Genomic DNA, 25,622 nt, shown 5'->3' on the forward strand with positions numbered 1-25,622 from the left:
TGCAGCAGACACGCCAGAGGTGATCGTCGCTCGTAGGGCTGGAGTGGATCGTGTGACCAGTATTGACGGGTGCTTAGCCGAGGCCATGACCGTACCCGGGGCGCGGGGAGCCAGCCTCGTGGACTGGAGCAGCGGGCTCACCCTGGGAGCGGCGGGCGACGGGCCGGACAGTGATCACGAGACCGCGGCCGCGGAGGCGTCCGAACTGGCCCGGCGTGCCTTCGAGAACGGCGCCTTCATCCGTGCCACCCCGGACACCGGGCCCGTCGAGGACCTCATCGTCACCGCGCGGGGCAGTTACCACCTCATCCGCTTCGTCGAGACCTCCTTCGACAGCAGCGTCTTCCTCTATCTCTGGCTGGACCGCACCGAGGCCAACCTCGCCGTCGCCCTCTTCCGGCTCAAGAACCTCACCGCCCGGCTGGTCCTGCCGTGACCCCGGGACAGGACACGGCCCTGGACCGGCTCGCCGCGGAAGGTGCCACGGGGGCGCTGCACGGAGCGTCCGGGGCGCTGTACCTGGCCGACGGCGCCGTGGTGCACGCGGAGAGCCCCGTCGTGCCGGACGTGGGGTGGCGGCTGACGGCCGGCGGGCGGCTGTCCCCGGCGGTCTGGGAGGAGGCCGTCGCCGAGGGCGGGCCCGGCTACCGGGCGGGCAGCCTGCTGGTCGAGCGGGGCCGGCTGAGCCGGGGCGAGCTGGAACTCTGCCATCTCAGCGCCCTGTTCGACGCGGCGTACATGGTGCTCTGCCCGCTGGGCCGGACCGACGCCCGCCGCCGCGCGCCGGAGCGCTTCCTCAAGGAGGCCCGGCACTGGCTGGGGCCGGTGCGCCCGGTGCCCGTCCCCGTCCTCCGGCAGGAAGTGCGCCGACGGCAGTCGCTGCTCGAACAGGCCTGGCCATGGCCGGAGGTGGACGCCGCCCCGGTCGTCCCCGTCCCCGATGCCCTGCCGCACGGGCCGGACGGGCCGGACGGTCCCGCCCCCACCTGCGGCCGCAGAGCCGTGCTGGACGCGGCCGACGGCGTGCGCACGCCGGTGCAGATCGCCCGGCTGCTCGGCCGCCCGGTCTTCGCCACCCTCCTCGACGTCCGGCGGCTGGCCGCCGCGGGGCTGGTGCGGTCGCCGCAGGCGGACGAACCGCCGCCGGGCGATCCGCTGCCCGGTGTCTCCGCCCCACCGGAGATCTCCCTGCTGTATCGGATCCGCGATGCCCTGGAGGCCCTGTGACCCGCTTCGACACCGTGCCGAGCACGTGCCGGGCCCAACCGATCCCATGATGAGGCGTGCCCTGAGGCAGCTCGCCGGAAGGAGGCAGTCCATGACCCCCGCACCCGAGGTGCTGGCCGAACTCCAGGGGTTGCGGGTCCGCGTCCCGCACCTGACCGGTGCGCTGGTGGCGAGCACGGACGGGCTGGTGATCGCCCATCTCGTCGCGGACGCGGAGCCGGACGGCGTGGCCGCCCTGACCGCCGCCGCGCTGGGCGTGGGCGCACGCCTGACGGACGCGGTGGGCCTCGGCGGCTTCCGCGAGCTGCTCGTCCGTGGCGAACTGGGCTACGTCGCCACGTATGCGGCCGGGTCCTCCTGCGTGCTGACCCTGCTGGCCTCGTCCGACGCCAACGTCGGCCGGCTGAACCTCGAGGCCCGCCGGGCGGGCGCACGCATCGCCGCTGCGGTCGAGGGGTCCCTGGAGTGCCGGCGCCAGACCTGACGCCCGTACTCGTTCCCCCTCTCTTCTTCCCCGTACATCACTGCATCACCATCACCATCACCGACAAGGAAAGCCGGAATCTCATGGCGAACACCGAAATGGCACTCAAGGACGCGATGGGCTCGATCGAGGGGGCCGTGGGCGCCGCGCTCGTCGACTACGGCAGCGGCATGGCGCTGGGCACGCTGGGCGGCACCCCCGCGTTCGACCTCAATGTGGCGGCCGCCGGCAACACTGACGTCGTCCGGGCCAAGTTGCGCGCCATGGAGATGCTCAACCTCCAGGACACGATCGAGGACATCCTCATCACCCTCGGCACCCAGTACCACCTGATCAGGCTGCTCACCGGCCGCGGCGGGCACGGGCTCTTCCTCTATCTGGTGCTCGACTCCAAGCGGGCCAATCTGGCGATGGCCCGTCACCAGCTCAAGCGGATCGAGGGGGAGCTGGAGGTCTGAGCCTGCCCCCCGGGCCCCCCGGGCCTGCCGGGGCCTGCCGGGCCGCAAATGGATGACGTCGATTCGGGTGTAATACGCCGCTCGTCGCCGACCTGACGGTGAGTCGGGCCGACGGCGCCGGACGGCCGGGCGGAACCGCCGGATCTGGCGTCCTGTCAGGCCGGGCTCCGCCGGGCGCCGGAGGGCCGGGGCGGTGGGGGCGGGGCCCTTGCGATTGCGGGGGTGGTACCCCGGGCGCAGGGTGATCGTGAAGATCCCTCGCTCAAAGGAGTACCTCCATGAGTACCTCCCGAAGAACCAGGCTCCTCCTCTCCGGCGCCGTGTGCGGCGCCCTGGTCCTGGCCACGGCGGGCCCCACCGCCATCGCTGACACGTTGTCACCCGCCCCGGCGGCCCGCCCGGCGGGCGGCAGCGTCCCGGCGCAGGCCCCCTCCCCCGAGGCGCTGCGCAAGGCCGCCGCCGATGCGGTGAAGGCCATCGACAGCAATGGCGTCGGCCGCCAGGCCGCCGAGACGGTCGCGGCATGCCGGGCGATGGCGCGACCGGACGAGGCGCAGCGCGGCATGTGCTCCGCCACCGAGAACCATCTCGACATGCTCGTCAAGGCGCGCAGCGGGCTGGAGCGGCAGTCGACGGCCGAGCAGCCCGACCTCTCCGCGGTCACCTCGGTGACCATGGACGCCGTGGGGGCGACCACCCGGCTGGTGCGGGACCGGGCCCCGGCGACGGCGCACGGGCGCCACGACGCGGATGGCGGCGGCGGGCTGCTCGGCGTGGTGACGGGGCTGTTGGGCGGGCTGGTGGGCTCCCTCGGCACTGCGGTCGGCGGCCTGAACGAGCTGGTGAGCGGGCTGGTCAGGGCGCTCCTGGGCGGCGGCTGAGCGACCGGGCGGCCGGTCCGCCGGGCCCGTGGCGGCGCACGGACCCGGCGGCCGGTCACCGGCCACCGGTCACCAGGACCCGAAGGGAACGAGGTCGGGGCCGACGGAGTGCCAGTCGTCGCCGCCCTCCCTGATGCGGTGGAAGAGGTGCCCGCAGTACCAGACGACCAGGTCCTGCCCGTCGGTGTTCTCGCCGCTCAGGTAGGCGCCCAGCCCGTCGTCGGCGGCGCTGCCCTGCCTGCCGTAGCGGTCCTCGCCGCCGTGGTAGCGCAGGAGCCACAGGTCGGCGGAGGAGAAGGCGTCCGCGGTGCCGTCGTTCGGCCCCGGCAGCAGGTGGTAGCCGCGGCGGCCGTCCAGGTCGAGCACGGCCCAGCTGCGCCGGGAAGCGGAGTGCTTGACGCGGCGGGTCTCCGTGCGGAAGGGGTGCCAGCCCGCTCCCCAGCCCTCGTCCGCCGTGTAGGTGTTGTACTCCAGGAGCAGGTCGCGCCCGGCGCCGTCGATGTCGAAGTCGAACCGCCAGTAGGTGTGGTGGCGGTGGTCGAACGGGCACTGGATGCCCGCGCTGAACAGTCGGGGCAGGATCGTGCCGTTCTCGAAGAAGACCCATCGGTGCGTCAGCCGGTAGGCGCTGATGGTGTGGTAGGACTCCAGGCTGAGGGCGCGCTGCCCGCCGGTGGTGTACGCGTAGATGCACACGCGCGTGTGCGGGCAGCGGGTCGTGGGGCGGGCGTTGTTGTAGTTGAGCGGGTCCTTGAACGGGCCGCAGATGCCGTCGTACTGCACCCGCAGCGAGGGCAGGCTGGCCTTGGCGAAGACCTGGTGGCCGCGGTAGGCGGCGCCGAGGATGACGATGCCCTCCTCGTCGGGGGAGTCCGCGAGCCGCCAGTCGAACGTCCACACGGGCTGGTCCGAGGGCCAGGAGATGCGGCCGGCCTCACTCATGCCCGTCCCCTCCCGGCCCCAGGACCCGCTCCTCGCCGAGGTCCACGACGACCCGCACCCGGGGCATCCGCCGGTCGGGCGGGCCGAAGCCCACGTAGGCGCGGCGGCGGCCGTGGTGCTCGTCGCCCTCGCGCACGTCGCTGGTGAGCAGCACCATGGGCACGGAGCCGTCCGGGGCCCGGCGCACGGCCTCGGAGTGGGTGCGGGCGATGGCCACGGCGCGCTCGATCTCGGCGTCGGAGAGGCCCGGCTGGGCGGTGCTCTCCACCATCGCGGCGACGGCGGGGGGCTCGCCCTCGTGGAGGGTGAACTCCAGGGTCCGCTCGTCGGTGTAGTCGTAGACGAGGACGAGGAGCGCGGACTCCGTCCGGTCCTTGTCGTCGGCGAGGCGGCTCGCGCCGAGGAAGACGTACCGGTGCCCGTCCAGGGCGGCGCGGGCCCGGCCGTCCGCGAGCAGGGCGGGCGCGGCCCGGCTCAGCAGCTCCTCGCTCGACGGGACGGCGAGCGGCTCCCAGGCGACGGGCTCGACGGGGGCGGGCGGAGTGGCGGGTGCGGGGATGTCGCTGATCGGCGGCTCCACGACGGCGGGGAACTCGCCGAGTCCGGAGCGCTCCGGCGGTGGTTCGAGGCGGAATTCCGGCAAGGGGCCCCCTCTCCTCGCGGAGCACCGACGCTCCGGCCGAGTCCTGCGCACCCCATCGTTTCACCCGGTATACGGATCGTCACCCACAGCAACTGCCGGGCTGGGGTGCGGACGTCCCGCCCGCGCTCCCGGCGCGCATCCGCGGCGCGCAGAGCGCGGCGGCGCCCCGGCCGGGCGCGGGAATTCCGGCCGCCTTCCGGGCGGCCCCCGGATTCCGGGTTCCGCTGAATGGCTCAAGGGCAGGAATTACGGCTTCCACTCCCGGTTAAGACTGCCGGAGTTGCGCTGCCAGTCCGGATGCGAGGAGTGCCGTCATGGCCGAGGTGAAGCTGAGCGCCGAGAAGCGAACCGAATTCGGCAAGGGTGCCGCCCGCCGCATCCGCCGCGCGGACAAGGTCCCCGGCGTCGTCTACGGCCACGGCGCCGATCCCAAGCACGTGACGCTGGACGGCCATGCGCTGTGGATGGCCCTGAAGACGCCCAACGTCCTCATCAGACTGGACATCGGGGGAAAGGGCGAACTGGTCATTCCCAAGGCCGTGGAGCGCGATCCGCTCAAGGGATTCCTCGTGCACGTCGACTTCCTCGCCGTGCGGAAGGGCGAGAAGGTCACGGTCGAAGTGCCGGTCCTCACCGAGGGCGAACTCGCCCCGGGCGGCAACCTCCTGGAGCACCTCCTCAACGCCCTGCCCGTCGAGGCCGAGGCCACGCACATCCCCGAGTCGTTCACCGTGTCCGTCGAGGGCCTGGAGGCCGGGCACACCATCCACGCCAAGGACATCCCGCTGCCGCGCGGCTGCGCCCTGGCCGTCGACGAGGAGACGGGCGTCCTCCAGGTGGTCGCGGCCCAGACCGAGCCGCTGCCCGAGGAAGAGGAAGAAGAGGCCGCCGAGGCCGAGGCCGCGGCAGCGGAGGGGGAGGGAGCGGAGGCCCCCGCCCCGGCCGAGGAGAGCACCGGGGGCTGACCTCGCGCCCCTCCCCCGGCCCGGCTCAGCCCATGAGCCGGGCCGCCGTGACGTGGTGCAGGTGGATGAGAGGACCTTGCCGCCCGTCCGCGCCTGCCACCACGCGACGTTGGCGGCCATCGTCTCGTCGCGGTGGCGCATCGCCCGGGCGAGGTCGGCGGGGGTGGGGGCCGCACCACCTCTCGACGGAGGACACCCGGGCGAGCCCCGGTGCCGCGCGGGCCGGGAGTCCGTATCGTCGCGAGGGAGCGAGCCGCACCCGACGCGAGTGGAGGAGGCACGGACGATGGCACTGCACAAGGGCATGGACGACCGGGCCGGCAAGCGCGGCTACTCGGTCAACCCGTTCTACGGCGAGGCCGACCCGGTCGCCGACATGGCGATCGAGCCGCCGCGCCACAGCCTTCCCGACGGGCCGATACCTCCCCACGCGGCCTACCAGTTCGTCCACGACGAGCTGATGCTGGACGGCAACGCCCGGCTCAACCTGGCGACGTTCGTCACCACCTGGATGGAGCCGCAGGCGGCGACGCTGCTGTCCGAGTGCCATGACAAGAACATGATCGACAAGGACGAGTACCCGCGCACCGCCGAGCTGGAGCAGCGGTGCGTGGCGATGCTCGCCGACCTCTGGCACGCCCCCGACCCGGCCACGGTCATCGGCTGCTCGACCACCGGCTCCAGCGAGGCGTGCATGCTCGCCGGCCTGGCCCTCAAGCGCCGCTGGGCCCGCGCCAACGCCGACCGCTACCCGTCCGCCGACGCCCGCCCCAACCTGGTGATGGGCGCCAACGTCCAGGTGTGCTGGGACAAGTTCTGCAACTTCTGGGAGGTGGAGGCCCGCCAGGTGCCCCTGGAGGGCGACCGCTTCCACCTCGACCCGGCGGCCGCCGCCGAGCTGTGCGACGCGAACACCATCGGCGTCGTGGCCGTCCTGGGCTCGACCTTCGACGGGTCGTACGAGCCCGTGGCCGAGGTCTGCGCGGCCCTGGACGCGCTCCAGGAGCGCACGGGCCTAGACGTGCCGGTGCACGTGGACGGCGCCTCCGGCGCGATGGTCGCGCCGTTCCTGGACGAGGACCTGGTGTGGGACTTCCGGCTGCCGCGGGTGGCGTCGATCAACACCTCGGGGCACAAGTACGGGCTGGTCTACCCGGGCGTGGGCTGGGCGCTGTGGCGGGACAAGGCGGCGCTCCCCGAGGAGCTGGTCTTCCGCGTCAACTACCTCGGCGGCGACATGCCGACGTTCGCCCTGAACTTCTCCCGCCCCGGGGCACAGGTGGCCGCGCAGTACTACACCTTCCTGCGGCTGGGCCGCGAAGGCTACCGGGCCGTTCAGCAGAACGCCCGGGACGTGGCCTGCACGCTCTCCGCGCGGCTGGCGGAACTCGGCGACTTCCGGCTGCTGACGCGGGGCGACCAGCTGCCGGTCTTCGCCTTCACCACCGCCGACGACGTCAAGGAGTTCGACGTGTTCGATGTCTCGCGGCGGCTGCGGGAGAAGGGCTGGCTGGTCCCGGCGTACACGTTCCCGCCCAACCGGCAGGACCTCTCGGTGCTGCGGATCGTCTGCCGCAACGGCTTCTCGCTCGACCTCGCGGAACTGCTCATGGCCGACCTGGAGGCGCTGCTGCCCGAACTGCGGCGGCAGGGCGGCCCGCTGGGCCGGCCGGAGCGGGTGGCCACGGCCTTCCATCACTGATGCCGGCCCGGCCTCGTCACGGCGTCAGCGGCGGGTCAGCCAGTGCACCTCGTACGGGGCGAGGGACAGCGCCTGCCCGTCCACCCTGGCCGCGACCGGCCTGCGCTCGGTGTTGACGACGAGCACGGCCGCGTCATCGGCCAGGACCCGGATCCTGTCACCCGCCCCGGCCATGGCGTCGACCGGCCGGAAGGCCGTGCCCGGCGGGAACTCGCGCGCGAACCGGCTCAGCAACCGTGCCATGGGCAGCTCCCCTCCCCCGTCCCGCAGGTGAGTGCTGCGCCACAGGCAGCCGGGGCAGTCGTCCTCGGTCCGCTGCGGGTTCCAGTAGAAGGCGGCCGACGCGCCGCCGGCCGCCAGCTGCATCATCGCGGTGGCGTGCACGGCGGTGCGGTGCTGTTCGCTCCAGCCGTCCCGCCCGCCCGGCCGGTCGTCCCCGACGGGCGGCTCGACGTACCACTCGGCCCACCACACCGGAAGTCCGGTAGCGCTCCTCACCCAGCGGGTGACGTCGGCGAACTTCTCGGTGGCGGCGAATTCGTCGGGGATCGTCCGATGGCCCTCGCGGGTGTAGCTGGATCCGTCGACGACGACGAAGTCCGCGCCCGCCTTGTGCGCGTTCCAGTAGCGGATGACGTCGGCCGAGCGCTGGTCGAGTTCGCCCCAGGGGCCGCGCAGTTCGCGCGAGCGGTCCTCCTCGTCACGGGCCGGCGGGTCGTGGTCGACCACCACGTAGGGACCGCCCACCAGGTTGTCCGGGTTCCGCTTCTTCAGCTCCGCGTGGACGAGGTTGTACAGCTCCGTGTATCCCTCGTAGTCCCAGCGGCGCCTGTCCTCGTCGTAGAAGCCCTTCAGCTCGTTCCACACCAGGAAGTGCCGGATGTCCGGGTAGCGGCGGGCGATCGTGCCCGCGAGGAGGGCGAAGTCCGCGTAGTGCCGGGGGTGGGGGGCGGCCTCGAGCCGCGACCAGTCGGTGCGCCCGGCCCGTCCGCCCTTCATCCAGTCGGGGGCCGCGCACAGGGTGAGGACGGGGGTGGCCCCGGTGGCGCGCATCAGGGCGACGCGCTCGTCGAGGGCCTGGAAGTCGTAGCGTCCGGGCTTCGGTTCGGGATTCTCCGCACCCCATCCCATGATGTGCTGGTTCTGCGCCAGGGGCCACGCGGAGAGCAGAGCGCCTGCCCTGCGGGTGGCGTCCGGTGCACCGTGCTCCGCGCTGTACTGGGTGTGGGTGAAGCCCCAGCCCAGCCGAGCGCCTTCCGGGCGGCCCACCTGGGACCGTGCTGCGTCATGTCGTCCCACGGCATCCAAGGGTATCCGTGCCGTCCGGTCTTCCGCAGGCACATGTACGGCCGCCCAACTCACCCTGGCACGCGGTACATTCGGAACTCGTGGCGAATTCCTGACCCCCGGGGCGGAGGGCGGACGCGGTGACCCAGTTGATCAGGTTCCGCACGGAGGACGGCGGCGAGGCCGTCGTCGAGGTGGCGGAGGACGAGCCCGGGGTCGTCGCCGTCTCGCGGTTGGGGAACGCCATCGCCGATGCTACCGGGTCGCTGGAGGCCGGTCTCGACAGGATCCGGGGCGTCGCCCGCACGACCCTCGAGCGGCTGATCGCCCTGCCCCGGCCGCCGGAGGAGGTGCACGTCGAGTTCGGGGTGCGGTTCAACGCGGAGGCGGGCGCGGTCATCGCGAAGACGGAGGCGGAAGGACACCTCAAGGTCTCCATGCTGTGGCGCCGTGGCGATGCAGCGCCCGACGCGACGGGCGGTACGGCCGGGTCCTGAGGACGGACCGCGCTCGCGGCCTGGCGCAGCAGCGGGCGGCGGACGTGTGGCGGCGCCGGGGGAGACGATCGAGGTGCGGCCGGAACGAGGACAGGTACGCGTGCTCTCGCCGCAGGGCGCGCCATGCGGCGCGGGCGTCCTGGTGGCCCCGAGAGGCGCCCGGCCGCACGTGCTGACCTGCGCCCACGTCGTCACCAGCGGCGCAGGCGGGCCCTCCGGGACACTGGTCGTCGACTTGCCCGGCCGGCACTGGTCGGCCATGGCGCGCCCGCTCCCCGAAGCCTGGTCGCCCACGCCCCCGTTCGGCGAGCCCGCCCCCGGAGCGGTACTCACCGGCAGCGCCGACCTCGCGGTGCTCGCCCTCGACGCGGACCACCCCCGCTTACCGCGCGACTGCGGCCCCCTGCCGCTGGCGCCCTCCGGCACCCCGGACGGACGGCAGGTCGCCGTCATCGGCTACCCGCGCGGCGCACCCGCCGGTCTGATCGCCACGGCCCGGCTGACCGGAGGCGGCGGGGCCTGCCCGGAGTGGGTGCAGCTCGACGCCCTGAGCACGACCGGCGCCGCGGTGGAGCACGGCTTCAGCGGTGCGGCCGTGTGGGATCCCGACCGCGGCCGGGTCATCGGCCTGGTGACGGCCGCGCACACCGACAGGTCGGTCAAGGCCGCCTGGATGCTGCCCGTGGAGGCCGCCGTCCGCATCTGGCCGCCCCTCGCCGGCGCGCTCCGTCCGCCGGCCCCGCGGCCGTGCACTCCCCCGCCGCTGGACGCCCAGTACGAACTGGCCGACGCCCTGCTGGACGTCCCGCAGATCGGCTACGACTCGGGCCGCACCCTCCGCGCGGAACTCCCGGCCGCCGTGCGCCGCGGCATCCGCGACCACCCCTTCCCGCGCCAGCAGCTCCAGGCCGTCGTCCAGGCCTGCACGGACCACGAGGACGGCTGCCCGGCCCTGCGCACGGCCCTGCGGAACCTCGGCGGGGCATCGGTGTCAGCGCGGAACGCGATGGACATCCTTGACCGTATCTGCTGTACGGCGGGGGATGGACGGGGGGTTGCGGATGACCGGCACGGGAGCCCTGGCGGACCGCACCCGCCGGGAACTGCCGAGGTACCTGGTCGACGCGGTGACTGAGGTCGAGTGCCTCAAGGACGACGAGACGCTGCGACAGCTCGTCCGCAGACACGGCCACGGCTCGCAGGCGGCCCTGGACGGCACCGCCGGAACCTCCCGGCGCGGCCTGGTGCTCCGGCTGATGGAGGAGCTGTGCGACCGGCCGGCGGGCATCGCGCCGCTGGTGAAGAGCCTCGAGGTCCGCGAGGGCAACTCCCCCGCGATCCGCAGGCTCAAGGTGGCCACCGCGCTGTGGGAGGTGGAACTCCTCGACGACGAGGAGTGGGAGGAGCTGTTCCGGCTGCTGGCCGACGTGCGCATCCCCGACCTGCACCGGCGGTACTCGGAGTTCCTGCACGCGCTGGGCCACCCCGCGGCCCCCGGCCACTGCACCGAGCCCTGGGCGGTGTTCCTGCACGCCGCGACGCTCAACGCCCGCCCCGGCCAGTCGCTGCCCTGCTTCCAGGTCCTGCAGCGCTTATTGGCCCTGGGCGCGGAGGGCGACCGGCAGTTCAGGATCGTCGAATGGGCCCGGGACCACGACCCGCAGCCCCCGTCCGACGCCCCGCTGCCCGCACCGTCCGGCAGCGCCCCGGGCCGCGAGCGCGCCGACGTCTGGAGCCCGCCGGACTACCTCATCATCCGCCTCCGCCCCCTGCTCGGCCCCGAGCCGGGCTCCGACACCCTAATCTCTCGTCGAACTCGGGGAACAAATGGGTCTGCGGGCAGGCGCCGACCGAGGCGCGGTACCCGCAGTCCTGGAAGCACTGCGGGTCGGAAAGCCCTACGCGAATTGGCTGCTCGTCTTCGACAACGCGGAGAATCCGAACGACGTCCGGCAGTTCTTCCCCAACCACGGACCGGGACGGGTGATGGTCACATCCCGCAATGCGCAGTGGGCAAACCTGGCCAGCTCACTCGAGGTCGACGTCTTCGCCCGCGAGGAGAGCGTCTCGCTGATCAGGCGGCGCAGCCCGCAGATCGCCGACGAGGCCGCCGACCGGCTGGCCGACTCGCTCGGCGACCTGCCACTGGCCGTGGAACAGGCCGCCGTCTGGCTCGCCGAGACGGGCATGCCCGTCCACCAGTACCTCGACCTGTTCGAGACCAAGTACGCCGAGCTGCTCCGCGTCGATCCGCCCGCCGACTACGACCTGCCGGTCGCGGCCGCGTGGAACGTCTCCCTGGACCGCCTCCGCGAGGACCACCCCGCGGCCCTCCAGCTCCTCCAGGTCTGCGCGTTCTTCGCGCCCGAGCCGATCGACTGGGACCTCTTCTCCGCGGTGCGCGGAGTGGCGGCGCCCCCCGCGCTGCGCGCCACCCTGGACGATCCGATCAGGCTCGGCCGCGCGGTCCGCGAGATCGGGCGCTACGCCCTCGCCCGGATCGACCACCGCAAGTCGACCATCCAGGTCCACCGGCTGGTGCAGCGCGTCCTCATCGAGCAGATGAACAGCGCGGAACGCGCCGAGATGCGCCACTGCGCGCACGAGATCCTGGCCAACGCCGACCCCAGGAACCCCCAGCGCTCCCTCGACTGGCCCCGCTACTCCTCCCTTCTGCCCCATGTGCGGGCCTCCGGAATGGTGGAGTGCGAGGACCCCTGGGCCCGCGAACTGGTGCTCAACGAGGCCCGTTTCCTCATCGCCCGCAGCGACTACGCCGAGGCGCTGGAGGTCTCCGAGGAAGCGGCGGCCATCTGGCGGCGCGCGCTCGGCACCGACCACGAGCACGTCATCGCGGCGGACCAGGCCCGGGCCCAGACCCTGCGCTGGCGGGACCGGTACCAGGAGGCGTACGAACTCCAGTCCGAGCTGGTCGAGCGCTGCCGCAGGGTCCTGGGCGAGCGCCACGAGGCCACCCAGCGCGCGCTGAGCTTCCTGGCCATCCTGCTCCGGGCCCGCGGCGACTTCTACCGCGCCCGCGAAATGGACCAGCAGGCCTACCGGACGACGCTGCGGGAGTTCGGCGCCGACGATCCGAGCACCCTTGCAGCCGCTCACAACTACGCCGTCAGCCTCCGCCTCTCGGGCGACCTCGAGGAGGCGTACCGGCTGGACGAGGACACCTACCAGCGCAGGGTCGAGGTGCTGGGCGACGACCACATGCAGACCCTGCTGAGCCTGCACTGCGTCTACATCGACCTCCAGGAGCTGGGCCGCTACCGCACCGCATTGGAGGGGCAGGAGAAACTGCGGGAGAAGGCCGTCTCCATGCTCGGCGAGGAGCACCCGCTGACCACCTGGGTGACCCGCGAGCTGTCGGTCGTCCGCCGCAAGCTCGGCGACCACGACGGCGCGCTGGTGCTCTCCTCCCAGGTGGTGGAGCTGTACCGCACCCAGCGCACGGACGACATGCAGGGCATCGCCTGGGCCTCCCTCAACCACGCCACCGACCTCCGCCAGTCCGGCGACCTGGAGAAGGCGGCGGAACTCGGCCGGCAGACCATGGACCGGTGCCGCGAGCTCATGGGCGAGGAGCACCCGCACACCTATGCCACGGCCACCAATCTCGCGGTGACCCTCCGGCTGCTCGGCCGGATCGCCGAGGCCCGCGAACTCGACGAGCTGGCCGTGCGCGGACTGACCAGAGGGCTCGGTCCGGACCACCCCCGCACACTCCTGGCCAGGACCAACCTCGCCAGCGACCTGGCCGCCCTCGGCGAGACCCGGCAGGCCCACGACATGGGCACAGAACTGCTGGAGCGGAGCACCGCGGCCCGCGGCGAGTCCCACCCCGAGACGCTGGCCATCAGGCTCAACCTCTCCTACGACCGCAAGGCCCTGGGCGACACGGCCGGGGCGAAGGAGATGTACGACAAGGTGCTGGTCTCATTCCGCGAGGTGCTGGGTCCCGAGCACCGGGCCACCCTGAACGCGGTCCGCTCCCTGCGGGGCAACTGCGACGTCGACATGCTGAGCCTCTGACCCGGCCTGCCCGGCGGCGGGGCGGGAGCCGAGCCACCGGGCCAGTTCCTCGGGCCCGGCCGGCCGCGCACCGCCCGTCACCAGGGCCGTGTGGAGCGCCAGGACCAGCTCGGGGCGCTCCACGAGCAGCGAGGGCGTCCCTGCCTCCGCCAGCCCGATGCCGATCCAGGCGGCGGGTGTCGCCGCCACCTGCCGGAAGCATTCCGCCGCCTCCCGGACGTCCCCGGCCACGAGGGCCGCGTCGGCGGCAGTGGCTCCCTCCGCCGCCCAGGGGTCGAGCGTCCCCGCCCCCAGGCCGGTCCGCACGCTGTCGAACACCCGCCGGTCGGTGCACCACAGGCGGGCGAGCCAGGTCCTGGCGCCCCAGCGCGGGCCGGGCCTGTTCGCCACCGGGTGCGCGGCGGGCAGGAGCACGGGCGGCGGGCCCCCCGCCGACCAGCGCCGGACCAGCTCGCCGACGTCGTCCTCCGCCACCGTGAGGTGCGCCGCCCGCCAGGCCGCCCACCGGTCCCGGCAGCACAGCTCCGCGAGCCGTCCCGGCGCGCCGGTCACCGGCTCGGACCACCAGCACTGCGACGACGCCGCCAGCGCCGCGACGATGTGCCCGGCGGCCTCCGTCAAACCGGTGGCATTGCACAGAGCGGCCAGCGCAGTGCGCAACTGCCAGCGGTGGAGGGCGAATTCGAAGTCGGCGCGCGCCCCGTCCAGGGGGCGGCGGCCGTGCCAGAATTCCGTCACCCCGGCGAAGGCGTGGGCCCCGTAGAGCAGTCCGCGCAGGGGACGGGGGTCCGAGCGCCACGGGGCGAAGTACAGCGGCTCGGGGCCGTCGCGCGGCGGGGCGAACAGCGGAGTCAGATGGTCGACGGCGCAGAGCAGTTGGTGGCGCGCCTCGTGAACCAGGGTGGCGGCCAGCGCCGGGGCGTCCTCCGGCAGGGACATCACCACCATGCCGTAGGCGTCCGGTACGGACACACTGACGGGCTGCAGCGCGCTGGGCGCCTCGACGGGCACCAGCGACCGGACCGTGCCGGACACCATGCGATGGGCGGCGGGATATCCGCGGCGCAGCTGCTCGCAGGAGGCCCCGGCCAGCAGGCGCCAGCGCCGGAGCGTCTCCGGCGGCAGCTCCATGGGGTCGCCCGGGGAGCGGTAGTCCCGGTAGGGGGACAGGTGGTCCAGCACCACGTCCGCCACCCCGTCCGCAGCTCCGTCCCCGGTGCCGATCCGCGGCAGCGGGGACCAGCCCTCGGCGGGGCACGACAGGTCGTCCGGCAACCGGACCGAACCGCCGTCACCGAAGACCACCGCCCCGCGGGGACCGCACTCCACGCCCGCGACCGCCCAGTCGCCCCGGCCGACCTGCCCGGTCAGCCCCAAGGAGGGCAGCCACAGCCGCCCCCGCCGGGCGGGGACCAGCAGGGAGCAGCGGGTACCCGCGCGGATCGCGGCGGCCGCCGCGAGCGAGCCGAGGAGGGTGGTCCCTGCCCACGGCGGGGCGTCCGCCGGGGCGGCCACCGTGCCGTGCACCAGCCGCCGCAGCAGCTGGTATGCCCAGGCTCCCACCGTCGGATCGCGCAGGACGTCCTCCACGGCCTCCGGGCGGGCGCGCTGCGCGGCGCACAGCAGCGCCCAGGCCGCCGCGGGGCGGGTGGGCGGCGCGAGGTGGCGGGGCCGCCCCTCCTCCGGGTGTCCGGCGAGTTCGACGAGGGCGGTGAGCGCCAGCAGCAGACGGCTCCGCTGCGCCGCCGCGAGCAGGGCGAGGTCCGCGTCGTCCACCTCACCGGTGGCAACGGCCGAAAGGGTCCGCAGCGCCGGCCGGAAGGGTTCGACGCTGATCAACTGTCAGGGCTGGCCCCGGCCCGCGGCCACGGCACGCCCCCGCAGCGGGCGGCCGCCTCGCTCTGGTTCAGGGGGGCGGCCGTGTCGGCCAGCCGTCCCCGCAGGGCGGTGAGCGCCCCCGGCAGGCCGCTCACCTCTCGCAGTTCGTCCAAGGACACGCCCGACAGATCGATGAGGTCCGACCGCAGGCTTCCGGTGGTTCCCTCGCTGTACGCCATACCGCCATGGTGACGGAAGCTCTCCGGCAGGAAAAGCCCTGCGCCCGGGCGCAGTTGGCGCCCATGGCGCGCCCGGCTAGTCGTGCGGTACCACCGCGACCGGGCAGGGCGCGTGGTGGGCACACGCCTGGGCCACCGCGCCGAGCCGCGGGGCCAGCGCGGGACGATGCCGGCGGCGGCCCACGACCAGCAGGTCCGCGCCCTTCGCGGCCCGCACGACGGCCCGGGCCGGGCTCTCCAGCCGGATCGTGTCGAGCACCGCCACCTCCGGGTACGCCTCGCACCAGGGCCGCAGCGCCGCGGTCAGCTCCCGTTCGGCCTCCTGGCCGATCTCCTTGGCGACGTCCGGGTCCACGCCCCAGGGTGCGTACGCCTGGACCGGCAGCGGGCGTGCGTACAGGACGCGCAGGGGCACGGCCCGGGCGGCGGCCTCGGCGAAGGCGAACTCGAACAGGTCCGGGCAGGGCTTCTCGAGGCCGATGCCCAGCACCACACCGGCCTCGCGGTGCGGCTCCATCCCGGCGCGCACCAGGACCACGGGCCGCTCGGCCCGCCCGGCGACGTGCAGGGCCACGTCGCCCATGAAGAAGCTTTGGAGGCGGTCCAGACCACGGGAGCCGAGGACGATCATGGTCGACCGCTCGGCGACGTTCAGCAGCGCGGTCGAGGGCTCCTCGGCGACCAGCTCCTCGACGACCGTCAGGCCGGGGAAGCGGTCGTGGACCTCCGTCCGGGCGGCGTACGTGATGCGCTTGGCCCAGTAGTCCTGGTCGTCCCCGGCCGGGGCGCCCGCCGACTCCGCGGCCAGCAGGATCCACGCGTGCAGCAGGCGCAGGGCCAGGCCGCGGCGGTCGGCCTCGGCGGCCGCCCAGTGGGCCGCGGCAAGGCTCTCGGGCGATCCGTCGAGTCCTGCGGTGATGGGTGCGCGTTCCATGGCGACCGCCTCCGTCCGGTCCGCGGGGCTGTGGGCCGACGCTCCCCCTTCCAGTGTCGGTCCTTGCCGCGCTCGCGGCCCGGGCGCAGGGTGGAGGCAGCGAGCGGAGGTGAGCCAGATGACCGCGCCCCCGACGACCACGGCCTGGGTGGTGGAGCGCACCGCCCCGGCCGCGGAGCGGCCCCTGCGCCGCGTGGAGCGCCCGCTGGAGCCGCTCGGGCCGTACGGGCTGCTGGTGGAGGTGCGGGCCTGCGGCGTGTGCCGGACGGACCTGCACCTGGCCGAGGGGGACCTGCCGCCGCGGGCCCCGCACCGCACGCCCGGCCACGAGATCGTCGGCCGGGTGCTGGCCGCCGGGCCGGAGGTGCGGGGCTTCGTACCGGGCGACCGTGTCGGGGCGGCCTGGCTGGCGGGCACCTGCGGGACGTGCCGGTACTGCCGGGCCGGGCGGGAGAACCTCTGCCCGGCCTCCCGCTACACCGGGTGGGACGTCCACGGCGGCTACGCGGAGCACGCCGTGGTCGACGCCCGCTACGCCTACGGCCTGCCGGAGGGTCCGTCCGACGAGGAGCTGGCCCCGCTGCTGTGCGCGGGCATCATCGGCTACCGCGCGCTGGAGCGGGCCGAGCTGCCGCCGGGCGGCCGGCTCGGCGTCTACGGCTTCGGCGCCTCCGCCCACTTGACCGCGCAGCTGGCGATCGCCCGGGGCGCCACCGTGCACGTGCTCACCCGGGCCGAGGGCGCCCGGCGGCTGGCGCTGGAGCTGGGCGCGGCCTCGGCGGGCGACGCCCGGGACGCGCCGCCCGAGCCGCTCGACGCGGCGATCCTGTTCGCCCCGGTCGGCGGCCTCGTCCCGGTGGCCCTGGAGGCGCTGGACCGCGGGGGCACACTGGCGGTGGCGGGCATCCACCTCACCGACATCCCGGCGCTGGCCTACGAGCGCCACCTCTTCCAGGAGCGCACCCTGCGCAGCGTCACCGCGAACACCCGGGCCGACGGCCGCGCCTACCTCGCCGAGGTCGCCCGGCACCCGCCTCGGGTGCACGTCCAGCCCTATCCGCTGGGCCGGGCCGACGACGCGCTCGCGGACCTGGCGGCCGACCGGGTCACCGGGGCGGCGGTGCTGGTGCCGGGCTGACCGGTCAGGTGCCGGGCTTGTTCCCGTAGACGTAGACGGCGTCGCCGTACTTGAGCAGCGACCAGTACGTCTTGGCGTCGCCGCTGCGCATGTTCACGCAGCCGTGGGAGCCGGGCGGGGACCAGACGTTGCCCTCGATGGCATGGAAGGCCTGCCCGCGGTCGAAGAACTGGCTGTACGGCATACGGACCTTGTAGAGCGTCGACCAGTGGTCGACGTCCCGCCAGTAGACCTTCTTCAGCCCGGTGCGCGTCTCGTAGCCGTCCCGGCCCGAACGTATGGGCACCGGGCCGAACTTCAGCCGCGGGCCGTCCTGTATCCAGCTCAGCTGGCGGGTCAGGTCGACGCAGGCGATGCGGCCCTTGTTCGTGGGGCACTTGCCGGCCTTGTTGGGGTTGCTGCCGGCTGCCTTCTGCTGGGTGACGAGGTCCATCACGCCCCAGGTGACGGGCCCGGCGTAGCCGATGGCCGGGCTGATGCCGTGGTCGAGCTGGAAGGCGCGGACGGCCCGGCAGTCGGCGGCCGACTGCCTGCCGTCCACCGGCCTGCCGAGGAACCGTTCCGCTTCCTTCTGGTAGGGGCCGGTGGCGGCGGTGCAGGAGGCGGGCGCCGCCTGGGCGGTGCCGTCCAGTGCCACCGTCAGCGGCAGGGCGAGCCCGGCCGCCCCCAGGAGCACGCCCAGGCGGCGCGCCATCGACTTTCTGGGTGAACTTGTCATGAACTGCAGGACCGTTGACGCCTGACTTTGGTTGCCCACGAGCTGCCGCACACCCCTTCGATCCGGCCACGGATGAAACCCCTGTGCACCATTTGACCTCAAGTCGACTTGAGGTTTTACGGTGACGAAGAATCGACACGGCACGGCACCACAGGGGGAACCTCCGCCATGGCTCAGCTCACCGCCATCAGAACCGCAGCACGCCCGGCCGCGGCCGCGCGCACCGAGCCCGGCCCCGACCCACGGCGCTGGTGGGGCCTGGCCGTGCTCGGCCTCTCCCAGCTGATCGTCCTGCTGGACGGCACGGTCGTGAACATCGCCCTGCCGTCCGCCCAGGCCGACCTGGGCATCGGCGACGGCGCCCGGCAGTGGGTCATCACCTCCTACGCCCTGGCGTTCGGCGGCCTGTTGCTCCTGGGCGGCCGGATCGCGGACCTCATGGGCCGCAAGCGCACCTTCCTCCTCGGCGTGGCCGGTTTCGGAGCCGCCTCCATGCTGGCCGGCGCCGCGGGATCGGCGGGCATGCTCTTCGCCGGGCGCGCGCTCCAGGGCGCGTTCGGGGCGCTGCTGACCCCGTCCGCCATGTCGCTGCTGACGACGACCTTCACCGATCCGAAGGAGCGCGGCAGGGCGTTCGGCATCTTCGGCTCCATCGCCGGGGCGGGTTCCGCGGTCGGGCTGCTCGTGGGCGGCGTGCTGACGGAGTATCTGAACTGGCGCTGGTCCATGTACATCGCCGTGCCCTTCGAGGTGGCCGTCCTCATCGGCGGAACGTTCCTCCTGAGGGACCCCGCCGGGCGCACCGGCGGCCGGCTGGACCTGGTGGGCGCGGTGCTGGGCACGGGCGGGCTCGTCGCGGTCGTCTACGGGTGCAGCGAGGCCGAGTCGCGGGGCTGGGGCGACGCGCTGGTGCTGGGCATGCTGGGCGGCGGCGCGCTGCTCCTGCTGCTGTTCGTCCTGCGGCAGGCCCGCGCCCCGCACCCGCTGCTGCCGCTGCGCGTGCTGCGGAACCGGCGGCGCGCGGGGGCGTTCCTGACGGCGGGTCTGGCACCGGTCGCCATGTTCGGGATGTCCCTGTTCATGACCTACTACCTCCAGGTCGTGCAGGGGTGGTCCGCGGTGCGGACGGGGCTGGCCTTCCTGCCGCTGACGGCCGCGATGATCATCAGCTCGACCCAGATAGCCGCCCGGCTCCTGCCCCTGGTCGCACCGCGCCTGGTCGTCGTACCGGGACTCCTGCTGGCCGCCACCGGGCTGCTCGTGCTCACCCGGGTCGGCGTCGGCTCGCCCTACGCCACGCACGTGCTGCCGGGCCTGGTGCTGACGGGCATGGGCATGGGCGCGACGATGATGACGGCCATGGCCACCGCCACGGCGGGCGTCGACCCCCGGGACGCCGGGGTCACCTCGGCCACGGTCAGCACGGCCCAGCAGATGGGCGGCGCCATCGGCACCTCGGTCCTCAACACCTTCGCGGCGAGCACCGCCTCGAACTACCTCGCCGCCCACCCCGGCTCCGCCGACCGGGCGGCGGTGCACGGCTTCACCAGCGCCCTGGGCTGGGTCGCGGGCCTGCTGCTCCTGACGGCCGTGCTCGCCGCAGTGCTCCTCGGGGAGGGGCGGGGGCGCTCGGCCGGCTGACGGTCACCGGCCCGCATCCGGCGGCCCGGCGGGCGGCTCGTCGTCGGCGAGCCGGGTGAGGGACAGGACGGCGGCGTGCTGCTCGGCGCTGAGGCCGAGTGGCTGCTCGCCCCGTTCCTCGGAGGCGGTGTACAGGTGAAGCTGGCACTCCGCCCAGGTGCGCAGCGCCTCGCGGGCCTCGTCGGGGGCGATGTCGAGCGCGGCCGCCACCTCGTTCCAGGTGGCGCCGAGCTGCAGGGCGTCGCGGATGTGGGCACCGCGGCCGTACTCCATCTCGCGGCGGACGGCCTCGCGCAGCGCGAGCACGGCGAGGGCGTCGGCGGCCGTGCCCCGTTCGGCCTCGTGCGGGACGCCGGCGGGGAGCAGACGGCTGGTCAGCCGGTCGGCGTGCTGCTGGTGCTTCTCGGCCAGCCACGTCAGCGGCGTGGCCGGCGGGACGTCGCCGGGGCGGCAGACCTGGAGGTCCTGCCAGTGCTGGTGCGCGTCGGTGCTCATCGGATCGCCTTTGTTCCTCCGTCGCGGGGCGCCGGTGGTAGTGACGGCTCGTCACGTCCGTTTATCACCTCGGATATCGCATGCTATCCGAGGTGACATCCGGCGCCCCGGCTTCACGGACTCACTTTTTCACCAGCGATACCAGCGGCCTTTCCTTCCGTCGGATCCCTTTCCCCGGAAGACGAACCCCAGCACCCACACCACCAGCACGGCCATCGCGATCCACCAGATCACATGGAGTGCAAAGCCAGCTCCCCCCAATATCAGGGCGAGCAGCAGGACAAGAACGAGCAGCACCATCTCCGACTCCTTCCCGGCCTATGCATTCCCTGGCCGGAAAAGAGCCATTCGACGGACCGCCGTGAGGTTTCGACTCACCGCCCAGGGGTTACCCCTCCCGCGTCCAGGCGCCGCGCGCGGCCGGGCGAGACGTGGAGAGGTGCGGCATGACTGACCAGGTTTCCGACTACATCCTGGCGCGGCTGCGCGAGTGGGGCGTGGAACGGGTCTTCGGCTATCCGGGTGACGGGATCAACGGACTGCTGGCGGCCTGGGCGCGGGCCGGGGACCAGCCGCGGTTCATCCAGGCGCGGCACGAGGAGACGGCGGCGCTGGCGGCGGTGGGCTACGCCAAGTTCAGCGGACGGCTGGGGGTGTGCGCCGCCACCTCGGGCCCGGGCGCGATCCACCTGCTCAACGGCCTCTACGACGCCAAGCTCGACCACGTGCCGGTGCTGGCGGTCGTCGGCCAGACGGCCCGGTCCGCGATGGGCGGCTCGTACCAGCAGGAGGTCGACCTGCACACCCTGTTCAAGGACGTGGCCTCCGACTTCGTCGAGACGGTGACCGTGCCCGAGCAGCTGCCGAACGTGGTCGACCGGGCGGTGCGCACCGCCTATGCGCGCCGCGCGCCCACGGCCGTCATCGTCCACGCCGACGTGCAGGAGCTGGACTACACGCCGCCCACCCACGCGTTCAAGATGGTGCCCTCGAGCCTGGACCGCAGCGGCTGGCAGGCGGTGCCCTCGGACGAGGCGCTGGGCCGGGCCGCGGCGATCCTCAACGCCGGTGAGAGGGTGGCGATCCTGGCCGGGCAGGGCGCGGCCGGGGCCCGGCACGAGGTCGAGCAGGTCGCCGAGATCCTGGGCGCGGGGGTGGCTAAGGCGCTGCTGGGCCTGGACGTGCTGAGCGACGAACTGCCCTACGTCACCGGCTCGATCGGGCTGCTGGGCACCCGTCCCTCGTACGAGCTGATGCGGGACTGCGACACGCTGCTGACGGTCGGCTCCAACTTCCCCTACTCGCAGTTCCTGCCGGAGTACGGCAAGGCCAGGGCCGTGCAGATCGAGCTGGACCCGCACCGGGCCGGGCTGCGCTACCCGTACGAGGTCAATCTGATCGGTGACGCGCGCACCACGCTGCTGCGGCTGATCCCGCTGCTGGAGCGCAAGGACAAGCGTGGCTGGCAGAGCCAGGTCATCGCCGGGGTCGAGCGCTGGCACGGGATGCTGGAGCGTCGGGCTGCGGTGAGCGCCCACCCCGTCAACCCCGAGCACGTGGCGCGGGAGCTGTCGCCTCTGCTGCCGGACGACACGATCCTCACCTCGGACTCCGGTTCGGTCGCCAACTGGTACGCCCGGCACATCCAGATGCGCGGGACGATGCGCGGCTCGCTGTCGGGGACGCTGGCGACGATGGGGTGCGGCGTGCCGTATGCGATCGGGGCGAAGTTCGCGCATCCCAATAGGCCGGTGGTGGCGCTGGTCGGTGACGGGGCGATGCAGATGAACGGCATGGCGGAGCTGATCACGGCGGCCAAGTACCGGCACCAGTGGGAGGACCCGCGCCTGGTCGTGGGTGTGTGGAACAACCGCGACCTCAACCAGGTGACCTGGGAGCTGCGGGCGATGGGCGGCTCCCCGCAGTTCCTGCCCTCGCAGGAGCTGCCGGACGTCTCGTACGCGGAGTTCGCGCGCTCGATCGGGCTGACCGGCATCCGGGTGGAGAAGCCGGACGAGGTGGCCGGTGCCTGGCGGGAAGCGCTCGCCGCGAAGGGGCCGGCGGTGGTGGAGTTCGTGACGGACCCGGCGGTGCCGCCGATTCCGCCGCACGCGGACTGGGACCAGATCGAGTCCACGGCCGCGGCCATCCTCAAGGGCGACACGGATCGCAAGGCGATGATCCGGCAGGGCTTCAAGGCGAAGATCCAGGAGTTCCTGCCGGGCGGGCACGGGAAAGACGGGAAGGACGGTTCATGAAGGTCGCGTTCCTCGTGGCGCCGCAGGGCGTCGAGCAGATCGAGCTGACCCGCCCCTGGAAGGCCGTGCAGGACGCGGGCGGCACCCCGCAGCTCGTCTCGACGAAGCCCGGCACGGTGCAGGCGTTCCACCACCTCGACAAGGCCGGCACGTTTCCGGTGGACGAGGTGGTGGGCGAGACGGGGGCCGCGGAGTACGACGCCCTGGTGCTGCCCGGCGGGGTGGCCAATCCGGACTTCCTGCGCATGGACGCGCGGGCCGTGGCGTTCGTCCGGGACTTCTTCGGCGCGGGAAAGCCGGTGGCGGCGATCTGTCACGCTCCCTGGACGCTCGTGGAGGCCGATGTGCTGCGCGGCCGGAGGCTCACGTCGTGGCCCAGCCTGCGCACGGACATCCAGAACGCGGGCGGCTCGTGGGTCGACGAGCAGGTCGAGGTGTGCACGGCCGGGCCGAACACCCTGATCACCAGCCGCAGGCCGGGCGATCTCGACGCGTTCTGCGATGCGCTCGTCGCCGAGCTGGGCAAGGGCGCCTGAGCCGCGCGGTTAGGGCTCGCGGCCGAGCTGGGCGAGCAGTCGCTGCCAGGCGTCGGCCCCCGGCGGCGGCTCCACCGGAGCGGCGAACAGGCCCGAGCCGGAGAGGGCCCCCGCGTACGGCTCGACCTCGTGCCGGGTGAAGTCGACCAGGGCCTTGGCGGGCCGCTCGTCGGCCCCGATCGCGCGGGAGAGGTCCCAGGCGTGCACGACCAGGTCGGCGATCATCTGCGCGCAGTAGGCGTGGGCGGCGCTGTTGCCGTAGGAGAGGTGCACGGTCCGGCCGAGGGCACCGCGGGCGCGGAACGCCTCGCGGGCGGTCTCGGCGGCGCGGTCCCAGGCGGCGGTGGGGTGCTGACCCAGCCGGTCGCCGTCCAGGGCGTCGCCCACGTCGTCGACGGTCGAGCCGTCCAGCATGTACGGCACCCACATCTGCTCGACGGCGAGGTGGTTGACCAGGTCGCGCACGGTCCACTCGGTGCAGGGCGTGGGCGCGTGCCACTGGGCGGGGCGGATGGCGTGCACCCGGTCGGTGAACAGGTCGAGCGCCTCACCGTGCCGGGCGAGGAGGGTGCGCCGCCGGGAGTCGGAGAGCCGGTCAGTGGTCATGGCGGCCGTGGTCCGTGCGGGAGCGGGCGGCGGTGATGGCGGCGGCCGCGAACGCCGCGCCGGCGGCGAGGACGTTGCGGTGCTCGGAGAGCCACAGCTGGGGGCCGTGCAGCCGGGCGCCGGCGCCGAAGTCGCCGTGCGCGCCGTAGTCGTGGCCGCCGTTGCCGTCGACCGGGTGCCAGAGGTTCACCGGGGACATCTCGGAGACCGGCTCGGGGCGCTGCTGGGCCGCGTAGGCGGTGCGGACGAGGTAGCGGTCCAGCAGGCCGGGGGCGACGGCGTTGACCAGGAGGGTGGCCACGGTGCTGGTGCCCACCCAGTACTCGCGGCGGCGCGGGTGGGCCGCGGCGTGGAGGATGGCCCGGGCCGCCAGCTCGGGCTCGTAGACCGGCGGAATGGGCCGGGGACGGCCCGGCATGCGGGAGAGCACCCAGCCGAACTGCGGGGTGTTCACGGCGGGCAGCTGCACCATGGTGGTGCGGACCTTGCTGCGCTGGTGGAGGAGTTCGCAGCGCAGGGACTCGTTCCAGCCCTGGATGGCGTGCTTGGCGCCGCAGTACGCGGACTGCAGGGGGACGCCGCGGTAGGCGAGCGCCGAGCCGACCTGGACGATGGTGCCGTGGTCGCGCGGGAGCATGCGGGACAGGGCGGCGTGGGTGCCGTACACATAGCCCAGGTAGGTGACCTCGGTGACGCGCCGGAACTCGTCGGGCTCGATCTCGACGAAGGGCGCGAACAGCCCGGTGAAGGCGTTGTTGACCCACACGTCCACCGGGCCGAACACCTCTTCGATGCGGTCGGCCGCGGCGGTGACGGCCCGGTGGTCGGCCATGTCCACGGTCAGCGGCAGCGCCATGCCGCCGCGCGCCCGGACCTCCTCGGCCGCGGCCTCCAGCCCGGCGCGGCCCCGGGCCAGCAGTGCGACGCTCGCGCCGCGCTCGGCGAAGGCCCGGGCGGTGGCCCGGCCCACGCCGCCGCTGGCGCCGGTCACCACCACGACCGACGGCTTGTTTTTCTTCAGCACCGTACGTTCCTCTTCGTCACCGCCGCCGAGTACCCGGGCCGGCCGGCGGTAAACAGGGCGGGTGGGCGGGAGTCGGCAGGGGCGGGGCGCCCCGGCGACGGGGTTCACCCGTTCCGGCGATTGTGGCCGGGCCCGGGCATTGCGGACCCTGGTAACCGGGACGAGTGAACCGGCCACGTCCGGCCGTACTCGGAGAAGGGGGATTCCCATGACGACCGCTGCCGCCACCGACCGGGCGCCCGAGCCCGCCGCCGACCACGCTCCCGCCCCGGCCCCGGAGAGCGCCCCCCGCCTCGCCTGGCTCCCGCCCGGCTTCACGGACATCGCGCTCCCGGCCGAGGTCACGGCCTACGCCGGCCGGTGGTGAGAATGACCGGCCCGGCGCCGACGCAGAGCGCCGAGCCGTTCACGGTCCCGGACTTCACGGCCGCGCTGTACGCCCACTCCGAGCGCTACTGGCACCGGCACCCGATGCACCTGCGCCTGCACCGGGGCGACCTCACCCGCGAGGAGCTGCGCCGGTGGATCGCCAACCGCTGGTACTACCAGAAGTGCCTGCCGCAGAAGGACGCGGCGATCGTCGCCAACTGCCCGGTGCCCGAGGTGCGCCGCCGCTGGCTGCAGCGGATCGTCTACCAGGACGGCACCGCCGAGGGCCAGGGCGGCCACGCCGAGTGGCTGGCCCTGGCGGAGGCCGCGGGTCTCAGCCGCGCCGAGGTGCTGGACGAGCGCCATGTCGTGCCCGGAGTGCGCTTCGCCACCGACGCCTATGTGCACTTCGCCCGCACCCGCCCGTGGACCGAGGCCGTCGCCTCCTCGCTCACCGAGCTGTTCTCCCCCGCCCTGATGCGCGAGCGCCTCGTCGCCCTGCGCACCTACTACCCCTGGGTCCTTCCCTCGGGGCACGGCTACCACAGGGCCCGGCCCGATACGGCCTCCTCCGACGCGGAGCACGCCCTCGGCCTGGTCACCGCCTCCTGCACCACGCGCCGGGAGCAGGACGCCGCCCTGGCGGCGCTGGCCTTCAAGTGCGACGTGCTCCACAGCATGCTCGACGCCATCGAGCACGCGGGCCGGGCGGGGTGACC

The 25,622-nt window shown here is 73.7% G+C and carries 27 protein-coding genes and 1 pseudogene; 17 read left to right on the forward strand and 11 right to left on the reverse strand.

All coding sequences use genetic code 11. The annotated features are described in order from the left end of the window. The first annotated feature begins 85 nt into the window (after positions 1 to 85). From AC1Z4A_RS01125 to AC1Z4A_RS01145, 5 genes are all read left to right on the forward strand, one after another. Positions 86 to 436, forward strand: coding sequence for a roadblock/LC7 domain-containing protein (locus AC1Z4A_RS01125; protein WP_483675916.1), 351 nt, complete (start codon positions 86 to 88; stop codon positions 434 to 436). Continuing rightward, a complete protein-coding gene (locus AC1Z4A_RS01130; RefSeq protein ID WP_483675917.1) occupies positions 433 to 1,227 on the forward strand; it encodes a transcriptional regulator in 795 nt (264 codons plus the stop codon). Before AC1Z4A_RS01125 ends, AC1Z4A_RS01130 begins: the two co-directional genes overlap by 4 nt. 91 nt (positions 1,228 to 1,318) lie before the next feature. Continuing rightward, complete coding sequence (locus AC1Z4A_RS01135) at positions 1,319 to 1,711, forward strand: roadblock/LC7 domain-containing protein (RefSeq protein ID WP_483675918.1); 393 nt, start codon at positions 1,319 to 1,321, stop codon at positions 1,709 to 1,711. Between the two features lie 83 nt (positions 1,712 to 1,794). Further along, a complete protein-coding gene (locus AC1Z4A_RS01140; protein WP_483675919.1) occupies positions 1,795 to 2,169 on the forward strand; it encodes a hypothetical protein in 375 nt (124 codons plus the stop codon). A 278-nt stretch (positions 2,170 to 2,447) separates the two neighbouring features. Beyond that, on the forward strand, positions 2,448 to 3,050 hold the full coding sequence (locus AC1Z4A_RS01145; protein ID WP_483675920.1) for a hypothetical protein: 603 nt from the start codon (positions 2,448 to 2,450) through the stop codon (positions 3,048 to 3,050). A 69-nt stretch (positions 3,051 to 3,119) separates the two neighbouring features. On the opposite strand, the gene AC1Z4A_RS01150 is transcribed toward AC1Z4A_RS01145, so the two are convergent. Both AC1Z4A_RS01150 and AC1Z4A_RS01155 read right to left on the reverse strand, forming a co-directional pair. Beyond that, positions 3,120 to 3,992, reverse strand: coding sequence for a hypothetical protein (locus AC1Z4A_RS01150; protein ID WP_483675921.1), 873 nt, complete (start codon positions 3,990 to 3,992; stop codon positions 3,120 to 3,122). Continuing rightward, on the reverse strand, positions 3,985 to 4,635 hold the full coding sequence (locus AC1Z4A_RS01155; RefSeq protein WP_483675922.1) for a hypothetical protein: 651 nt from the start codon (positions 4,633 to 4,635) through the stop codon (positions 3,985 to 3,987). Before AC1Z4A_RS01155 ends, AC1Z4A_RS01150 begins: the two co-directional genes overlap by 8 nt. 314 nt (positions 4,636 to 4,949) lie before the next feature. Here AC1Z4A_RS01155 and AC1Z4A_RS01160 point away from each other — a divergent pair, with 314 nt between their 5' ends. Both AC1Z4A_RS01160 and gad read left to right on the forward strand, forming a co-directional pair. Further along, positions 4,950 to 5,600: a 50S ribosomal protein L25/general stress protein Ctc gene (locus tag AC1Z4A_RS01160; protein WP_483675923.1), complete on the forward strand. Its 651-nt coding sequence runs from the start codon at positions 4,950 to 4,952 to the stop codon at positions 5,598 to 5,600. 286 nt (positions 5,601 to 5,886) lie between these two features. Further along, on the forward strand, positions 5,887 to 7,302 hold the full coding sequence (gad, locus tag AC1Z4A_RS01165) for a glutamate decarboxylase (RefSeq protein WP_483675924.1): 1,416 nt from the start codon (positions 5,887 to 5,889) through the stop codon (positions 7,300 to 7,302). 24 nt (positions 7,303 to 7,326) lie between these two features. Here the strand turns inward: gad and AC1Z4A_RS01170 are convergent, their stop codons facing one another. Then, complete coding sequence (locus tag AC1Z4A_RS01170) at positions 7,327 to 8,601, reverse strand: xylan 1,4-beta-xylosidase (protein WP_483675925.1); 1,275 nt, start codon at positions 8,599 to 8,601, stop codon at positions 7,327 to 7,329. Between the two features lie 128 nt (positions 8,602 to 8,729). Between AC1Z4A_RS01170 and AC1Z4A_RS01175 the strand changes: the two genes are divergently transcribed. The 4 genes and pseudogenes from AC1Z4A_RS01175 to fxsT all read left to right on the forward strand — a co-directional run bounded on the left by AC1Z4A_RS01175 (position 8,730) and on the right by fxsT (position 13,127). Beyond that, positions 8,730 to 9,086 (forward strand): CU044_2847 family protein, encoded by a 357-nt coding sequence (locus AC1Z4A_RS01175; RefSeq protein ID WP_483675926.1) that lies wholly within the window; start codon positions 8,730 to 8,732, stop codon positions 9,084 to 9,086. Positions 9,087 to 9,186: 100 nt separating this feature from the next. Further along, a complete protein-coding gene (locus AC1Z4A_RS01180; RefSeq protein ID WP_483675927.1) occupies positions 9,187 to 10,221 on the forward strand; it encodes a trypsin-like peptidase domain-containing protein in 1,035 nt (344 codons plus the stop codon). Continuing rightward, a pseudogene (locus AC1Z4A_RS01185) lies at positions 10,148 to 10,732 on the forward strand (effector-associated domain 2-containing protein); the annotation flags it as partial. The gene AC1Z4A_RS01180 and the pseudogene AC1Z4A_RS01185, both read left to right, overlap by 74 nt. A 181-nt stretch (positions 10,733 to 10,913) precedes the next feature. Next, on the forward strand, positions 10,914 to 13,127 hold the full coding sequence (gene fxsT / locus AC1Z4A_RS01190; RefSeq protein ID WP_483675928.1) for an FxSxx-COOH system tetratricopeptide repeat protein: 2,214 nt from the start codon (positions 10,914 to 10,916) through the stop codon (positions 13,125 to 13,127). On the opposite strand, the gene AC1Z4A_RS01195 is transcribed toward fxsT, so the two are convergent. The 3 genes from AC1Z4A_RS01195 to AC1Z4A_RS01205 all read right to left on the reverse strand — a co-directional run bounded on the left by AC1Z4A_RS01195 (position 13,032) and on the right by AC1Z4A_RS01205 (position 16,118). Further along, positions 13,032 to 14,966, reverse strand: a complete 1,935-nt coding sequence (locus AC1Z4A_RS01195) for an aKG-HExxH-type peptide beta-hydroxylase (RefSeq protein WP_483675929.1) — start codon at positions 14,964 to 14,966, stop codon at positions 13,032 to 13,034. The genes fxsT and AC1Z4A_RS01195 overlap by 96 nt on opposite strands. Continuing rightward, positions 14,963 to 15,184 (reverse strand): hypothetical protein, encoded by a 222-nt coding sequence (locus AC1Z4A_RS01200; RefSeq protein ID WP_483675930.1) that lies wholly within the window; start codon positions 15,182 to 15,184, stop codon positions 14,963 to 14,965. Before AC1Z4A_RS01200 ends, AC1Z4A_RS01195 begins: the two co-directional genes overlap by 4 nt. A 76-nt stretch (positions 15,185 to 15,260) precedes the next feature. Then, positions 15,261 to 16,118 (reverse strand): universal stress protein, encoded by an 858-nt coding sequence (locus tag AC1Z4A_RS01205; RefSeq protein WP_483675931.1) that lies wholly within the window; start codon positions 16,116 to 16,118, stop codon positions 15,261 to 15,263. A gap of 118 nt (positions 16,119 to 16,236) precedes the next feature. Here AC1Z4A_RS01205 and AC1Z4A_RS01210 point away from each other — a divergent pair, with 118 nt between their 5' ends. Continuing rightward, positions 16,237 to 17,256, forward strand: a complete 1,020-nt coding sequence (locus tag AC1Z4A_RS01210; protein WP_483675932.1) for a zinc-dependent alcohol dehydrogenase family protein — start codon at positions 16,237 to 16,239, stop codon at positions 17,254 to 17,256. A gap of 4 nt (positions 17,257 to 17,260) precedes the next feature. Here AC1Z4A_RS01210 and AC1Z4A_RS01215 read toward each other — a convergent pair whose 3' ends face one another. Next, positions 17,261 to 17,950: a L,D-transpeptidase family protein gene (locus AC1Z4A_RS01215; protein WP_483683469.1), complete on the reverse strand. Its 690-nt coding sequence runs from the start codon at positions 17,948 to 17,950 to the stop codon at positions 17,261 to 17,263. Positions 17,951 to 18,142: 192 nt separating this feature from the next. Between AC1Z4A_RS01215 and AC1Z4A_RS01220 the strand changes: the two genes are divergently transcribed. Then, entirely contained in the window at positions 18,143 to 19,615 is a 1,473-nt protein-coding gene (locus tag AC1Z4A_RS01220; RefSeq protein ID WP_483675933.1) for an MFS transporter, read from the forward strand. Between the two features lie 3 nt (positions 19,616 to 19,618). Here AC1Z4A_RS01220 and AC1Z4A_RS01225 read toward each other — a convergent pair whose 3' ends face one another. Together AC1Z4A_RS01225 and AC1Z4A_RS01230 are read right to left on the reverse strand one after the other, a co-directional pair. Then, positions 19,619 to 20,110, reverse strand: a complete 492-nt coding sequence (locus AC1Z4A_RS01225; protein ID WP_483675934.1) for a hypothetical protein — start codon at positions 20,108 to 20,110, stop codon at positions 19,619 to 19,621. Between the two features lie 129 nt (positions 20,111 to 20,239). Beyond that, positions 20,240 to 20,410, reverse strand: a complete 171-nt coding sequence (locus AC1Z4A_RS01230) for a hydrophobic protein (RefSeq protein ID WP_483675935.1) — start codon at positions 20,408 to 20,410, stop codon at positions 20,240 to 20,242. A gap of 146 nt (positions 20,411 to 20,556) precedes the next feature. Here AC1Z4A_RS01230 and AC1Z4A_RS01235 point away from each other — a divergent pair, with 146 nt between their 5' ends. Together AC1Z4A_RS01235 and AC1Z4A_RS01240 are read left to right on the forward strand one after the other, a co-directional pair. Beyond that, positions 20,557 to 22,368 carry a thiamine pyrophosphate-requiring protein gene (locus tag AC1Z4A_RS01235; RefSeq protein ID WP_483675936.1) on the forward strand — a complete coding sequence of 604 codons (1,812 nt, stop codon included), beginning with the start codon at positions 20,557 to 20,559 and terminating at the stop codon, positions 22,366 to 22,368. Then, on the forward strand, positions 22,365 to 22,904 hold the full coding sequence (locus tag AC1Z4A_RS01240; RefSeq protein ID WP_483675937.1) for a type 1 glutamine amidotransferase domain-containing protein: 540 nt from the start codon (positions 22,365 to 22,367) through the stop codon (positions 22,902 to 22,904). The genes AC1Z4A_RS01235 and AC1Z4A_RS01240 overlap by 4 nt, the downstream gene beginning before the upstream one ends. A 9-nt stretch (positions 22,905 to 22,913) precedes the next feature. Here AC1Z4A_RS01240 and AC1Z4A_RS01245 read toward each other — a convergent pair whose 3' ends face one another. Both AC1Z4A_RS01245 and AC1Z4A_RS01250 read right to left on the reverse strand, forming a co-directional pair. After that, positions 22,914 to 23,510 (reverse strand): TIGR03086 family metal-binding protein, encoded by a 597-nt coding sequence (locus AC1Z4A_RS01245; RefSeq protein ID WP_483675938.1) that lies wholly within the window; start codon positions 23,508 to 23,510, stop codon positions 22,914 to 22,916. Continuing rightward, positions 23,500 to 24,531 (reverse strand): SDR family oxidoreductase, encoded by a 1,032-nt coding sequence (locus tag AC1Z4A_RS01250; RefSeq protein ID WP_483683470.1) that lies wholly within the window; start codon positions 24,529 to 24,531, stop codon positions 23,500 to 23,502. The genes AC1Z4A_RS01245 and AC1Z4A_RS01250 overlap by 11 nt, the downstream gene beginning before the upstream one ends. A gap of 211 nt (positions 24,532 to 24,742) precedes the next feature. Here AC1Z4A_RS01250 and pqqA point away from each other — a divergent pair, with 211 nt between their 5' ends. Next, positions 24,743 to 24,901 carry a pyrroloquinoline quinone precursor peptide PqqA gene (gene pqqA, locus AC1Z4A_RS01255; protein WP_483675939.1) on the forward strand — a complete coding sequence of 53 codons (159 nt, stop codon included), beginning with the start codon at positions 24,743 to 24,745 and terminating at the stop codon, positions 24,899 to 24,901. 2 nt (positions 24,902 to 24,903) lie between these two features. Further along, complete coding sequence (pqqC, locus tag AC1Z4A_RS01260) at positions 24,904 to 25,620, forward strand: pyrroloquinoline-quinone synthase PqqC (RefSeq protein ID WP_483675940.1); 717 nt, start codon at positions 24,904 to 24,906, stop codon at positions 25,618 to 25,620. The last annotated feature ends 2 nt before the right edge of the window (positions 25,621 to 25,622 follow it).

The sequence above is a fragment of the Streptomyces sp. 17_S59 genome (assembly GCF_056930295.1).